We start from the raw sequence: 16589 nt of genomic DNA on the forward strand, positions 1-16589 counted from the left end.
TGGTTTTTATGAAATTTAAAATTAATAGAAAAAAAATAACTATTTCAATTATAATTTTGGCAATATTATTGTTTGCTTATTGGTATGGCGGTGGTGCACCAGGATTACAAGGTTGGAATGCAAATCCAGAACCTTCTGGAAATGAAAGTGATGTGGTTTTAGAAGATGAGGATGCTCTCGAAGAAGAAACTTTAGAAGAATCTGAAGGAAAAAAAGCACCAGAAGAAAAAGAAGAACGAGAAGAGCCAGAAGAAAAAGAAGAAACAGAAGAAGAAAAACTTGATGAAATAAAAGAAGTAGTAGATGAAAAGGTGAAAGATAAAGAAGAAAAAGATTTAAAATCTAGACCAGGTGGAACTGAAGGGGGATTATCTGCAAATGAAAAGATAGAACTTGCAAAAAAGATAGCCGGAGATTCGTCACCAGGCGTGGAAAAAGGCTCTAAGTCCTATTCTGAATCCATGGGTATGTCTATTGATGATAAAACTGGTAAAGATAAATACTTAACTGATCCTGTTCCAGATGGAAAACCGGTACCCATAGAGCCACAAAACACTGAAATTACAGATGTTGAAGGATATTGTACCTTATCTGTGAGATGCGATACTATTTTAGATAATATGGATTGGCTTGATCCTGAAAAAATAGAATTGGTTCCAGAAGATGGTGTAATCTTTGCTACTAAAAAAGTAAAATTTTATGAAGGTGAAAGCGTATTTAATTTGCTTTTAAGGGAAATGAAAAAAGCAAAAATTCACATGGAATTTTCTAATACCCCTATGTATAACTCAGCTTATATTGAAGGCATAAACAATTTATATGAATTTGATTGTGGAGAACTTTCAGGTTGGATGTATAAGGTCAATAATTGGTTTCCAAACTATGGATGCTCAAGATATGGTCTTAAGGAAGGCGATATAGTCGAGTGGGTTTATACATGTGATTTAGGTGTAGATGTTGGAGGGTTTTCATCTATAGGAGGAGAGTAACAGATGAAGGATGCATTTTCTAGATATCATCCAGTTGTAAATTTTTTATATTTTGGTTTTGTACTTGGATTTTCCATGGTATTTATGCATCCTATATGCCTATTGATATCTTTAATTTGTTCTTTGATTTATTCAACAGAGTTAAAGGGGAAGAAAGCAATTAGATTTAATTTTGCATTTCTTCTTCCAACTATGTTGGTTACATCTTTAATTAATCCAGCTTTTAATCACGAGGGTGCAACTATAATTACCTATTTACATACAGGAAATCCTTTGACTTTAGAGTCTATAGTCTATGGACTAGCTGCTTCTACTATGTTAGCTACTGTGATTTGTTGGTTTTCTTGTTATAACGAAATAATGACATCTGATAAATTTGTATATTTGTTTGGTAGGATTATACCTAGTATGTCCTTGGTTCTATCTATGGCTTTAAGATTCGTACCAAAATTTAAGTCTCAGATAAAGCTTGTATCTCATGCTCAAAGATGTATCGGAAGAGATATATCAAATGGCAGTATATTTGAAAGAATAAGGCATGGATTAACTATATTATCAATAATGATTACTTGGGCTTTGGAAAACTCTATAGAGACTGCTGATAGTATGAAAAGTAGGGGCTATGGATTGGAAGGTAGAACTGCATTTTCTATATATAAATTTGACATAAGAGATAAATTGGCGATTATATCGATTTCTTTGCTAGGTTCATATATTTTAATTGGTGGATTAATTGGAGGATTTAGATGGAGATATTTTCCTACTATGAAGGGAAGAACTTTTGAATTATTTCCTATTAGCTTGTGGATAGCATATATAATATTGTGTATTGTACCAATTATAGTGAATAGACAGGAGGAGAGGCAGTGGAGAGCTACTCAATTAAATGTTTAAATTTTTCATACCCTGAGATGGAAAACTTAGTTTTAAACAATATTAATTTAGATATAAAAAGTGGGGAGTTTGTTGTTTTGTGTGGACCTTCAGGATGTGGAAAGACTACTCTTTTGGGACAGCTTAAAACTGTTTTGTCACCCCATGGTGTTAAGACTGGTGAGATATATTTTGAAGGAACTTTGTTAGACCAGCTAGATATTAGAGAACAGTCTTCAAGAATAGGATTTGTGATGCAAAGTCCTGATAATCAAATTGTAACGGATAAAGTTTGGCATGAATTGGCTTTTGGTCTAGAAAGCTTAGGATACGATACTCCTACTATTAGACTTAGAGTTTCAGAGATGGCATCTTTTTTTGGAATACAAAATTGGTTTTACAAAGATGTAAATGAGCTATCTGGTGGACAAAAGCAGTTATTAAATTTAGCTGGAATAATGGCTATGCAACCATCTGTATTGATCTTAGATGAACCAACAAGTCAATTAGATCCTATAGCAGCTTCAGAATTTTTAGCTACAGTAGGGAAGATTAATAGAGAATTAGGAACTACTATTATATTGACAGAACATAGATTAGAAGAAGCAATACCTTTAGCTAATAGGCTTATTGTTATGGATAATGGGAAGATAATAGCAGATGGAGTTCCTAAAGATGTTGGACAGAGGATACAGAAAGATAATCACAAGATGTTTTTAGCTATGCCTGTACCCATGAGAATCTATGCTGGTGTACATAATAGTCTAGAGTGTCCCATAACTGTAAAGGAAGGTAGAGTTTGGTTAGATAAGCTTATAAGTAATGGTTTAGAAGTAAAAGATATAGAAGACAATTATAAGACTAGATTTAGGAGTAATGGTGAAATTGTCTTGGAACTAAAGGATGCTTGGTTCAAATATGGGGAAGAATTTGGAGATGTTGTCAAAGGAGTATCCTTGAAAGTTAAAAAAGGTGAGTTTTTAGCTATATTAGGTGGAAATGGAACTGGTAAAAGCACTACTCTATCTCTTTTATCTGGAATTAATAGACCGTATAGAGGACGTGCCTATATAAAAGGTAAAGGTTTACATGAGATACCAGATGCTCAAAAATTTAATGGATTATTAGGTGTATTGCCTCAAAATCCTCAAACTTTATTTGTAAAGGGGACTGTAAAAGAGGATCTCTATGAAATTTTTAAAGGGAAAAGTATTTCTGAAAATGAAAAAAAACTAAAAGTCAGGAAAGTTTCTCATTTATGTGATTTAAATGATTTATTAGAAAGACATCCTTATGATTTATCTGGTGGTGAACAGCAAAAGGCAGCGTTGGCGAAGGTACTATTATTAGAGCCAGAGATACTTTTATTAGATGAACCAACTAAAGGTTTAGATGCTGAATTCAAACAACAATTTGCTAATATACTTAAAAATCTTTTAGCTAATGGGGTTACTATAGTTATGGTTAGTCATGATATTGAGTTTTGTGCAAACTATGCTTCTAGATGTGCTTTATTTTTTGATGGCAATATAGTTACAGAAGGAGAGCCGAAGGAGTTCTTTTCAGGGAATAGTTTTTATACTACATCTGCCAATAGAATGGCTAGACATAGAATAAAAGATGCTGTTACAGCTGAAGATGTTATATTATCTTGTGGTGGAGAATTAGATGAAGAAACTAAGTTTGAGCCAGAAGATGAGTTATTTGAAGTAGAATTAAAAGAGGAAGAAAATAAGGAGAAAAAAATATGGTATAAAAATAAATTTCTTGGTTTATTATCATTTTTATTATTATTAGCTATTTCTATTAAAGGCTTTCCTATAATATCGGATTTTGCTTGGGCTGGACTTACTGGAGATTTAGAGAGTATAAAATTTGATTCAGCAAAGGAACAATGGAAATATGTTGGTATGATGTTGATGTTTGTAGTATCAGGAGTTATGTTTTTTTTATCTGTATTTGAAAAAGGGGAAAAAGTACCTACTAGTGTGATACAAACACCTAAAGACAAGAGGAAATTATCTGAAAGAACTATTACTGCAGCTATTTTAATATTACTATGTATTCCTTTAACCATATTTATAGGTGTATTTTATTTGGGGGATAGGAAATATTATTTTATCTCTCTTTTAATAATATTGGAAGTCATGATGCCTTTTATAATGATATTTGAAGGTAGAGACCCTCAAGTTAGGGAACTGGTTATAATATCTGTATTATGTGCTATAGGAGTAGCAGGACGAGCTGCATTTTTTATGATTCCTCAGTTTAAGCCTGTTGCAGCAATTGTTATAATCACAGGAGTGGCTTTTGGTGCAGAAAGTGGATTTTTAGTGGGTGCAGTTACTATGTTTTTATCTAATATTCTATATAGCCAAGGACCATGGACCCCATGGCAGATGTTTACTATGGGTATCATAGGTTTTTTAGCTGGAGTACTATTTAGGAAGGGTTTTTTAAGGAGAGATAAAGTTTCCCTATCCATCTTTGGTGGTGTTGTTGTATTTTTAATATATGGTGGCATAATGAATCCAGCATCTGTATTGATGTTTCAGTCTAAGATAAACTGGAATATGATAGTGACATCTTGGGTAACAGGAGTGCCCTTTGATTTGATACATGCTGCAGCAACTGTCTTTTTTTTAATGATTATGGGAGAACCTATGTTGGAAAAATTGGATAGAATAAAAGTAAAATATGGTTTAGTTGAAAAATAAAATTCAATATATGATATGGAAAAGGTGAAAATCCTTACGAGTCGGTCACTGTGAAGCCTATTTAGGATAAGTCAGATACATAATTTTCAAATTTATTACCGCAACTAATAAATTTGAATGTATTCTTATGTACCTTACCTATTTGGGTTCCATAATAGAAATTAAAAGGAGAGATATATTATGAAAAATAAAGGTAGGGTCATAAGTTTAATAGTTTGTTTAACTATGTTGATGACTCAGATTATATCCCCGATATTTACTATTTCTGTATATGCAGATAATAGTAAAATAGAGGGTGAAACTACTACAGAAGAAAATAGTTCTGATTCTGAAGAACCAAGCGAAGTAGAGGACACAGAAGAACCAAGTGAAGGAGAAGACACAGAAACTCCAAGCGAAGGAGAAGACACAGAAACTCCAAGTGAAGGAGAAGACACAGAAACTCCAAGCGAAGGAGAGGACACAGAAGAACCAAGTGAAGGAGAAGACACAGAAACTCCAAGTGAAGGAGAGGACACAGAAACTCCAAGCGAAGGAGAGGACACAGAAGAACCAAGTGAAGGAGAAGACACAGAAGCTCCAAGCGAAGGAGAGGACACAGAAGAACCAAGTGAAGGAGAAGACACAGAAGAACCAAGCGAAGGAGAAGACACAGAAGCTCCAAGTGAAGGAGAGGACACAGAAGAACCAAGCGAAGGAGAGGACACAGAAGCTCCAAGTGAAGGAGAGGACACAGAAGAACCAAGCGAAGGAGAGGACACAGAAGCTCCAAGTGAAGGAGAAGTACCAGGGCAATCAGAGATACCAGAAAATCCAGTAATTCCTGAGGATCCAGAAGTTGTTCCTACAATACCTGTAGAAGATAGTAAAAAGATTGAATTTGAAATAAATGAAGAGCAGGGTTCAATAAAATTATTAGAAAAAGAAGATGAAGTAGATAATGAAGTACAGTTTCAAGTAAATCCTAGAGATGGATATATAGTAAAGAGTGTTTCTATAAAAGTAGGCGATGTATTACAAGAATTGGAACTAAATGATGAAAATATATATAGATTTATTATTACAGAAGAGGAAACAGCAATAATAACTGCTGAATTTGAGAGAGTACTTAAAGATATAAAGGTATCATTTGATGGTAATGGTGGAGTTTTTTCAGATGAGGAAGAAAAGGAAAATATAAGGGTATTAGAAATTAAGGAAAACTCTAAAATTGAAGATGAAGATATAGATCCTATTTTCCAAGACTTGTATAGAGAAACCAAAAGGGAAGGAAATATATTTATAAGCTATAAGTTCAATGGTTGGTTTATAGATGAAGAGTGTACTGAAAAGTTTGATATGGAAACTATATTAGCAGAAGAGATTACACTTTATGCTGGTTGGATAGAGGAAGAAATAACAGAGATAATAGTAAAATTTGATGGTAATTTAGGAAAAAATGTTTCTATAGAAGAATTACCAGAGGAACAAAATATAGAGATCACAGAAGATGCTTTAATAGAGGATCCAAATATAATCTTAGAATATAATGGTAGAAAATCTGACAAATATATCTTTAAAGGTTGGTCTATAAAGGAAGATATAGAAAAAAATAATGAACTGTGGGATTTTGAAAAAAATAAAGTAATGGACTCTTTAAATGAATTAGAGGAAGTTCAGATTGAAGATAATAATTTAGTATTAAATCTATATGCACAATGGGATATAGAAGATTTATTTGAAAAAGGGACAAAAACAGAGCCTTTTCAATTTAAAGATGGAGAAACATTAGCTGAATTAGCAGAGAAGGTGAACTTTGGTAAAGATTATAAGGACTGTTATTTTGAAATAGCAGAGAATATAGATTTAAGTAAGATTAATCCTTGGATACCTATAGGGAATAAGGATAAAGCTTTTAGTGGGAGTATTTTTGCAGCAGAAGTAAAACATTCAAAACCAAGTGAAGGAGAAGAAGTAGAAACTCCAAGCGAAGGAGAAGACACAGAAGCTCCAAGCGAAGGAGAGGAAACAGAAGCTCCAAGCGAAGGAGAGGATATAAGTTCAGAAAAATATTATAAGATAGTAGGTTTATCCATAAATAAAAAAGATGAAGATTTTGTAGGCCTATTTGGAAATATAAAAGAAGCAACTATAGAAAACTTAATAGTTGAAGGAGAAGTTAAAGGAAATAAAAATGTAGGTGGATTAGTAGGGTATGCAGGAGATAGTTCAAATATAAATAATATAAAATCTAATATTGAAGTAGAAGGAGAAGAAAATGTAGGTGGTGTAGTAGGAGACGCAGGAGACGAAGTGAAAATATCTTCTACTATAAACAAAGGAAAAGTAAAAGGTCGTAATAATATAGGTGGAATTGTAGGCTCCACAAGTAGCAAATTCAAACTACATGATTCAGAAAATCAAGAACACATTAATGGAAAAGAAAATGTTGGCGGACTAGTAGGAGATATTGGTACAGACAGCAATATATCAAGCTCAATAAATACAGGAAAAGTTAATGGTACAAAGGATATTGGTGGCTTAGTAGGTAAAGCAAACGATAATGTTGGTATCACTGATTCTACAAATGAAGGCCCCATAGGAAATGGGGACAATACTGGTGGAATCATAGGAGAGTCAAACGACAGTACAAAATTAGAGAGTGTTACTAATAAAGGAAAGATAGAAGGAGAAAATAGTCTAGGCGGGTTAATAGGTAAAGCTAATGACAATTTAATTGTTAAATATAGTAAAAATAATGTTGAAATAGCAGGAACAAGTGACAATATTGGCGGATTAGTTGGGGAAGCTGGAGAAGGAAGTATTATAAAAAATAGCTATAATACAAAAAGCATATCAGGAGATAACAATATTGGTGGTTTAGTAGGTGTATTTAGTGAAAGATTTAAATCTATTGAGAACTCCTATAATATAGGGGAGATAGAAGGTAGCACTTCTATAGGAGGATTAGTTGGTATAGCTAAAGGAAGCACATCAGGAAAAAGTAAGGTGACTAGATCCTATAATACAGGGCATATCAGCGGTAAAAACATAGGAGGAATAATAGGAGGTAAAAGTGGGTTTTTAATATCAGGATTGAATATTGAAAAAACTTATAATGAAGGAGATATTGTAGGTCAAGGGAATATTGGAGGTATTGTCGCATACTTACCAAAATCTTCATATATAAAAGATTCATTTAATATAGGAAATATTGAAAGCTCATCTGGAAAAGTAGGCGGCATCTCTGGAGAAAATTATAAACCAAGAGATACTACTATAGAAGTAAACTCCACTTATGTAATGGATTCCTATAATTATGGTGCACTTCCCAATGGTTCAGGGGCTATTATAGGAGCTGGATATATAGATAAGAATAAAAATAATTATTATTTAGTAGATAGTGTTCAAGATCCTAGTGATATAGATAGTGATTTAAGGGCTAAAAGTAGAGAGAAATTTAGAAGTGGAGAAGTAGCATATTTCTTAGATCAAAGGTCAAAGGGTAGTAGAAAATATATATGGAGTCAAGGTTCAGCATATCCAGTTTTATCAGGAAAGCCAGTATATAAAATAGGTATGGATGTAAAAGGATATAGCAATGGGATTGTAGATCGATCTAAAGAATATGGTAATGGAGATGAAGTTATAACTATTAAAGCCATGTCAAATCAAGGCTATATACTAAAGGAAATTGATGTTACTGACAAAAAAGGTAATTTTTACAATTTAAATATCAACAAAGATAATTATAGTTTTAAAATGCAAGAAGAAGATGTTCATATATATATAGAATTTATTGAAAAGCCTTTAGAACAGGAATTTACCGTTATTTTTATGCAGAATAATGAAAAATATAAAGAGGAGAAAGTTATATCAGGGTCTAAAGTTAAAAAGCCAGAAGATCCAAAAAAAGAAGGTAAAGTATTTGATAATTGGTATTTAGATGACAATCCTTATAACTTTAGTTCAGCTGTATTGCAAGATTTAACTTTAGAAGCTAGATGGAAAAATGAAGGTGAGTTCTTAGTTGAATTTGATTTAAATATTCCGGAAGGAGAAAGTGGAAGTGAAACTCCATCTCCTGTTAAAGTGAAAAAGGGAGAAACTATAAATAGACCTTTTGATCCAAGTAGGACTAGTAATAATAGATTATTGGAATATGAATTTAAAGGTTGGTCTACAGAAAAGACAGAAGGAGAAGAATGGGATTTTTCTAGAAGTGTTGATAGTAATTTAAAATTATATGCACAATGGGAAGAAAAAGATGGTCTTGTAGATGGCTTTTCATTTGAAACAGCAGAGGAGTTAAAGTTTCTAGCGGATAGGGTAAATGTAGGAAATACTTATGAAGGTTATACCTTTGAATTGGGCAAAGATATAGATTTAAATGATTTAGATACTACTTGGGAAGCAATAGGTTATCATGTGCATATATATCGTCCAAATCAAGTTAGAAAACAGGAACCTAGTGGTAGTTCTATTGTATTTGAAGGAACTTTTAATGGGAAAAATAATAGAATAAAATTGCAATCTGAGCAGCTATATTCATTATTTGGTTGTCTTGGTACAAAAGGAGAAATAAAAAATCTAAAGATTTACGGAAAGATGTCATCTAATCCTAATAGACAAAGTTTTGGTGGAGTATGTGCTTATAGCTATGGATGTATTAGGGATTGTCATTCTGAAATAGATCAAATAAATAGAGATGATACCGCCTTTAAGCAGACTGTAGGTGGAATTGTAGCAGGAAACTTTGGAATCGTTGAAAATTGTAAGGCAAAAGTTCATATGAAGGCTGATACAGATGGACAAGTATATTTGGGTGGTATAGTAGGATTATCAAAGTTTGGAGTGATAGAAAATTGTAAATTACTAACAGACAGTGAGATTACAGCAATTGCATCTAGTCCATGGGGAGGCCAAGGAATGGGTTTTTCAGGAGGAATAGTAGGTGCTATGGCAAGTGCATCTGGTAAGGGAGCCATAGTAAACTGTGAAACTGAAAAGGGAACTATTATAAAAGGCGAAGGTACCCAATTTGGTGGAATTACTGGACAATCTTGCTATAGGGTTGAGGCTTGCCATAACCGTGCTGATTTAGAAATTGTTGGTACTGCAGTAGGAGGTATTACAGGTTATGATGGTGGTGAAACCATACTATCAAACTGTATAAATGAAGGAAATATAATTGCTGAAAGTGGATCAGGTTGGGTATCAGGAATTGGTGGTATCGCAGGATCTAATATTAAGCTTATAGAAAATTCATATTCTCTAGGAGATGTAGAAGCTATAAATGGCGGAGAAGTAGCAGGGATATCAACAGGAACATCTAATATTAAGAACTCCTATTGGTATGGAAACAAGCTTAAGGGTGGTGAGCTATCAGCCATTACAACTAAAGAAAGTGATGATGTAGAAAGCTGCTACTATGGTTCGCCAGATGAATCTATAACAGATGTCAATGATGGAGAAGGTGTCTTTAGAAAAACTAAAGGACAATTTGGCAGCGGAGAAGTAAGTTATCTATTAGATGTTGGAAATGGAAAAGATAAACAATGGACATTAAATAAGGAGAGAGGATTACCAGATTTAGGCACACCTCATTATTCGAAAATAGAGCTAGAGACTAGTGAAGGAGATAAAGATAAGGGTACTATAAGTTTAATTAAAGATGGAGAAGATCCTTTAGTATTAACAGATGATTCTCCTGTATTTGTAGAGATTGGCTCAGACTATAAAGTAAAGGTAGATTTGAATGAATTTAAAGATGAAAATGGAGAAAATGATTATAAATATCCATTGGAACATTTGGAATTAACTTTTGATGATGGAGATCCAATTCAATTAGAAGATGGAAAGATAATAACTATTATAGGAGATGGGAATGCTGATGCAGAATTTGCTAAAGATAGCGCACCAGTTGAACCAGAAAAACCAGAAGAACCACAAGAACCAGAGGAACCAAGTGATGGAGAAGGTGAAGAACCAGGTGATGGAGAAGGTTCAGGTGGTGGTTCAGGAAGTGGCTCAGGTGACGGTTCAGGCTCAGGCCATGGAACAGGCAAAGGAGATGGAACAGGCAAAGGAGAAGGTTCAGGTAAAGGAAGTGGAATTGGTACAGAAACTGGTGAATCTCAAGGTGATGATGCTGTTGAAGATATAATCAATGAAGATGATGAAGCAGGAAATATTTCCAATAATGAATTGGAAGACAATGAAGTAGATGTGACAGAAAAGAAAGAAGAAGATGTTAAAGAAGAACAATTAGTAGTAACTAATATTGAAGATGTAGAAGAAGAGGATATACAAGATATAGTAGCAGCTGATATAGAGGAAGAAACAGAAGAAACTGAAAAAGAAGATATGCAAGAAGAAGAAACAGATGAAGAAAAAGAAGATATAGATGCTTCATTAAAAGAGCCTGAGGAAACTGAAGAAGAAACAGATGAAGTTGAAGAGGAACAAAAGATTTCATTTATAGAAAAAGTTACTGAAAAGGTAAAAGAAAATCCTATATTGGCAATAATTGTTGCAATAGCATTTATAGGTATAAATATACTAATTGCTTCTATTAGATTCATAGGGAAGAAAAGAAAAAGTACAAATAAATAGTCTATTTATATGAATACAATGCTTGAGTTTTGCTCAAGCATTGTATATTACTTAATATGGAGGAGAAATATGGAGTTTAAAATTAAGGAGTATTCTAAATTGTTACATGATATAGTAGCAAATATTAGTAAGGTGATAATTGGTAAAGAAAAGACTGTGGAGTTAGTGATATTATCACTAATAAGTGGAGGACATGTTTTATTAGAAGATATACCTGGTGTTGGTAAAACTAGTTTAGTATCTGCATTGTCTAAAAGTGTAGTTTGTGATTTTAAGAGGATTCAATTTACTCCAGATATATTACCATCAGATATAACAGGATTTTCAGTATATAATCAAAAAACAGGAGAATTTGAGTTTAGACCTGGTGCTGCCATGAGTAATTTTGTTTTAGCAGATGAAATAAATAGGGCGTCTGCTAAATCTCAAGCTAGTCTTTTGGAAATAATGGAGGAAAAGCAGATAACAGTAGATTCTAAGACTTATAAATTAGAGGAACCATTTATGGTATTAGCTACTCAAAATCCAGTTGAGAGTTTAGGGACTTATCCATTACCAGAAGCACAATTAGATAGATTTCAGATAAAGACTTCATTGGGATATCCAAGTCTAAATGAAGAAGTAAGGATAATTACTATGGATAAATCAGAAAAAAAAGAATTAAAATCTGTGGCAACAGGAGACAATATCATTGAGATAAAGGACTTTTTAAAAAATATAAAAGTTCATGAGTCTGTTGCTAAATATATTGTTGATATAGTAAACGCTAGTAGAAATCATGAAGATATTAAATTAGGAGCAAGTCCTAGAGGTTCTATAGCACTTTATGAAATGGGACAGGCATATGCACTCTACAATGGTAGAGATTATGTAATTCCTGATGATATCAAGTACTTAGCACCTCATGTATTGCCTCATAGATTTATATTGACTCACAAGGCAAAGATAGGCAAAAAAACACAACAGGATATTATGAAGGATATATTAGACAACACAGAGGTTTTGGAAAACATATAGTGATGGAGTGAATGACATTATGAAACTTAGAAGAAAAATATTTTTACTAATTATTATTGTAATAATTACTTTCTTTCTTATTATAAGATCACCTATTAGTTTAATACCTCTAATATATATGATTTTATCTATTGTTGTATCTTTCATGTATTTATTATTGATAAAAAATAGTTGTGAAGTAATAGTAGATAGTAATAAAAAGAGAATGTTTAAGAGATTATCTAGAGAGATTTATAATATAAAGATTAGAAATAAAAATATATTAATATTTCCTAAAGTATGCTTTTCTTTACAGTTAGAGAATATAGATGGAGAAATATTTAAAAAATATGAGTATGATTTTATGTTAAATCCTAGAGAAGAAAAGAATCTAGAGATTGAAGTAGAATTTCCTCATATAGGGATGTATATAGTTAAGATATCAGAGATTCAAATATATGGCATATTTGATTTATTCTTTTTAAAGTATAATCCTAAATGGCAGGAGGAGATATTTGTAGCACCTAAGATATATGATATTGAGGAATTTGATATAGATACTAAGAGGGCTGTTTTTCCTGTTAATTTTACAGTACCTTATAAGATTGATGGTGAAATTTATGATGATATAAGAGAGTATATCCCAGGTGATCCAATTAAAAACATACATTGGAAATTGTCTGCCCATGCAAATGAGTATATGACTAGAATACTTACTACAGATGCAGTTAGTGGCGTAAGTATATATTTGGATTTTTGCTCTAAGGATGATTTAAATGAAATGGAAAGAGCAAGTATAAATGATGCTATTATAGAGACAGGCTATGCAATATCATTATATTCTATGAAGAAGGATAGAGGTGTTAGTTTAATATATTCTGAAGATAATAATCCTACTTTTAAAGTACCCAATACTATATTAGATTTAAGGGAAGATATATATGGCTTGCCTAAAGTGTCTAAAGAGGAATTATATCCAATAGAATTGCTAGTTTCTGAATATGGCAATTCAAGTAATTCTTTAGATAATATGTTTATAATTACCAGCAATATATCAAATGAATTAATTACTATATTATCGAATTTTCTTGAGAAAGGTAAGCGACCCATATTGTGTTTAGTAGAATGTACTTTGAAAGCATCTTATTTAAAAAAATTTAAAAGAAATTTAAAAGAGAGTAATATAGAATACTATATTATTGAATCAGCAAAGGATTTTGTGAGCTTATTAGGAGGTGGTTTAGATGTCGAAGATAAATAGCATATTCAAAAATCTACTATGCCTTTTAATAGCCATATTGGTTTCTTTTATGGAAGCACAATTTTTTTCAGGAACTAGCTTTTATCCAGTAGCTCTTATAATAGTGATGGTACTAACTATACCTACTATATATTTATATTTTTTACCTAAGCATGAAACTATGATTATATTTTTATATAATATAATTTTAGTATATTTATTAGACTTTTTAGGTAAAGATGTAGATATTAAATTATTTTTACTTACATTGTTTTTTATTGTACTATTATTTACTCATTCCCTCTATACGGCAAATTCTCAGAAAACTAAATTGAGGAATCCAGCCTATCTAGGATATGTAATAATCTTGGTAGTGATACTACTAATTGTTTCTCTATTTACTTTATGTATATATGAGTATATATTAAAACCTAATGTGAATGAACAAAATCAATTGGCATTAGTATACGAAAATAAAGATACTTCTAATAATCAGATAAATAATATCCAAGAAGAAGAAGTAGAAAACAACTCTGGTGGAAGTGGTGGAGGTGGTGGTGGCACCATAGATGAACCTATAGATTTCAAATCTATTATTAAGTGGATTTTAATAATATCATTGATTTTAATTATTGCTTATATCTTATATAAGAGAATTAAATATAGATTATGGTTAATGAAAACTTTAAATTTACCAAGAGAAGAACAAGTAGTTATATTTTATAAATATTTTTTGAAATCTTTGTCTATTTTAGGACTTAAAAAATCTAAAGGAGAAACACCTTATGAATATATGGATATTTGCAAAAAAGAAGAGTTTCCCTTGGATATATATAGGTTTGAAAAATTAACGGACAATTTTATTAAATGTAAATATGGTAGCAAGGGAATAGTTGATGATGAATATGATCAGATACTTGAATATTTTTATTCTATTTCAAAATCTATTAGAGAGTGTATAGGTTTGAAAAATTATTTAATAAAATATTTGATAAAAATATAGTATATCCAATAAGCTCTAAATCTTGACATATATTGTAATGTATCATAATATAAGTGTAAGACTATTTAGAATATAAAAAATATAAAAGGAGATGTATTAGTATGAAGAAAAAATTATCCTTAATATTAGCCATTGTAATGATGATAAGCATTATCGCACCATTAATTGCTTCTGCTGAAGAAGGGGTAGAGAAATATATTCCAAATATAAAGAAGATATTTGACATAGGTGATGAATATGGTGAATTCAATTTACATACCCATACCCGTAGGGGAGATACCAGATATGATATGAATTGGACGGATGAAAGTAATAATTATAATATAAGTGTAGAGATTGATGTAGATGGAAATATTTTAAGATATAATAAATATAAGATGAACAATAGACAAGAGCATTCAAAATTTCCTAAGATAAGCAAAGAGGAAGCTTTAAAAACTGCTAAGGAAATGATATCTAAAGTAGACCCTACTCTATTACAAAATACTAAATATGAAGATGAAGATATAATGGGAGATTTAAATGGATATTACTTTAGATTCCAAAGGATAAAAAATGATATACCCTTTATGTATAATTCGATATCAGTTCAGGTAGACAATTCTACAGGGGAGATAAACAATTTAAGTATAGATTGGGATAGAGATTCCAAATTACCTAATAATGATAATATAATTGACAGAGAAGAGGCTTTTAATCGATATAAAGAAGGTCAAGATATAGAATTGGTATATAGATTAAATAATGAGGATGATAAATTAGAAGGAAAACTTTTATATACATTTAAAGATAAGACTAGAGCTATAGATGCCAAGACAGGTAAGGCTGTAAAGAATCTATACAGTATGAATGACTATATACATTATGGATTTTTATTTGGACAGGTGGAAAAAGTATCTATAGAAGATGCAAATAAACTTATAAATGAAAAAGAAATAGTGAGTAGAGAAAGTGCAAAAAAATCATTGAGAAAGCTTGCCAATTTAGATGAATCTTATGAATTACAAGGTAGCAGCTTAAAGAAAAGTAAATTAGATGATAGCTATGTATGGGACCTACAAATGCATATGCAAAAGGGAAATGGTGGTTATGGTACTACAGTTTCTGTAGATGCTAAGACTGGGGAAGTTTTAAAATTTCATAAATTCAATATAAATGAAGAAGAACAAGAACCAAAATATACTGAAGATGAGGCAATGGAAATAGCTAAAGAGTTTTTAAAAGATAATATGAAAGATAAGTATAATAAAGTAGAAAATACTGAGAGTTCCGTAAATGTATTTGGACCAGACATACAAGAATATTCTTTTACATTTATTAGAGAAAAAGATGGAATAAAAGTACCTCAAAATGGTTTTTCATTGAGCATCAATGCTTCAACAGGTGAAGTAATGAATTATAATTACATGTGGAATGATATAGAAATCTCATCTATAGAAGAGGTAATAGGAGCTAAAGAGGCTGAAGAAATATTATTAGGTGAGAGTAAATTAGAATTAAATTATATCATAGATAAAGATAGTGTAAGCAAAGATAAAAAGGAAATAAAACTAGTATATAATTTAGATAGTGAACAAAGTGTATTTGTAGATGCCATAACAGGGAAACTAATAAGTCCAGAAAATCTATATAAAAATCCTCTGAATGAAAAAGATAAAGAGTATAAGGATATAGACAAAAGCTATGCTAAAGATAAGATAAAAAAATTAAAGGAATATGGAATATATCTTCCAGGAGAAAACTTCAACCCAAGAGAAGATATTGTCCAAAAAGATTTTCTATATCTATTAAAAAATACCAAGGGCTATATATCACCTTATAATGAAGAGTATATATATGAAAGATTTGGAATGGAAGGTGTAATTAAGTCTGGAGAAAAAGCTCCAAACAAGACTATAACTAGAGGAGAAGCTATTAAATATTTGGTTAGAAGCTTTGATCAAGAAAGAGCAGCAAATTTAGAAGGTGTGTACAATTCAAATTATGACGATATAGACACTGTAGATAAAGAATTAAAAGGATATATAGCTGTAGCAGAAGGTCTAGGAGTAATAAGTGGAAGAGGAAATTTTAGAGCAAATGATAATTTAACTAGAGAAGAAGCAGCGATGATTATATACAATATATTGGATAGAGATTAGTGAAAAAACCAAAGACAAAGAAGAAATTCTGGGTCT

8 protein-coding genes are annotated in these 16589 nt (G+C 31.5%); all 8 read left to right on the forward strand.

The annotated features are described in order from the left end of the window. Positions 1–8: 8 nt before the first annotated feature. The gene (locus AC4PG3_RS01645; protein ID WP_492197345.1) at positions 9–989 is read left to right on the forward strand and encodes a DUF4430 domain-containing protein; all 981 of its coding nucleotides are present in this window, start codon (positions 9–11) and stop codon (positions 987–989) included. A 3-nt stretch (positions 990–992) separates the two neighbouring features. Next, positions 993–1883 carry an energy-coupling factor transporter transmembrane component T gene (locus AC4PG3_RS01650; RefSeq protein ID WP_492197346.1) on the forward strand — a complete coding sequence of 297 codons (891 nt, stop codon included), beginning with the start codon at positions 993–995 and terminating at the stop codon, positions 1881–1883. Beyond that, positions 1856–4579, forward strand: a complete 2724-nt coding sequence (locus AC4PG3_RS01655; protein WP_492197347.1) for an ATP-binding cassette domain-containing protein — start codon at positions 1856–1858, stop codon at positions 4577–4579. The genes AC4PG3_RS01650 and AC4PG3_RS01655 overlap by 28 nt, the downstream gene beginning before the upstream one ends. Positions 4580–4759: 180 nt before the next feature. Next, positions 4760–11173, forward strand: coding sequence for an InlB B-repeat-containing protein (locus tag AC4PG3_RS01660; RefSeq protein WP_492197348.1), 6414 nt, complete (start codon positions 4760–4762; stop codon positions 11171–11173). A 69-nt stretch (positions 11174–11242) separates the two neighbouring features. Next, positions 11243–12190: an AAA family ATPase gene (locus AC4PG3_RS01665; protein WP_492197349.1), complete on the forward strand. Its 948-nt coding sequence runs from the start codon at positions 11243–11245 to the stop codon at positions 12188–12190. A 19-nt stretch (positions 12191–12209) separates the two neighbouring features. Next, positions 12210–13430, forward strand: a complete 1221-nt coding sequence (locus AC4PG3_RS01670; RefSeq protein WP_492197350.1) for a DUF58 domain-containing protein — start codon at positions 12210–12212, stop codon at positions 13428–13430. After that, entirely contained in the window at positions 13414–14412 is a 999-nt protein-coding gene (locus tag AC4PG3_RS01675) for a hypothetical protein (protein WP_492197351.1), read from the forward strand. The genes AC4PG3_RS01670 and AC4PG3_RS01675 overlap by 17 nt, the downstream gene beginning before the upstream one ends. Positions 14413–14513: 101 nt before the next feature. Next, positions 14514–16553 (forward strand): S-layer homology domain-containing protein, encoded by a 2040-nt coding sequence (locus AC4PG3_RS01680; protein ID WP_492197352.1) that lies wholly within the window; start codon positions 14514–14516, stop codon positions 16551–16553. The last annotated feature ends 36 nt before the right edge of the window (positions 16554–16589 follow it).

The sequence above is a fragment of the Tissierella sp. QWL-11 genome (genome assembly GCF_058683765.1).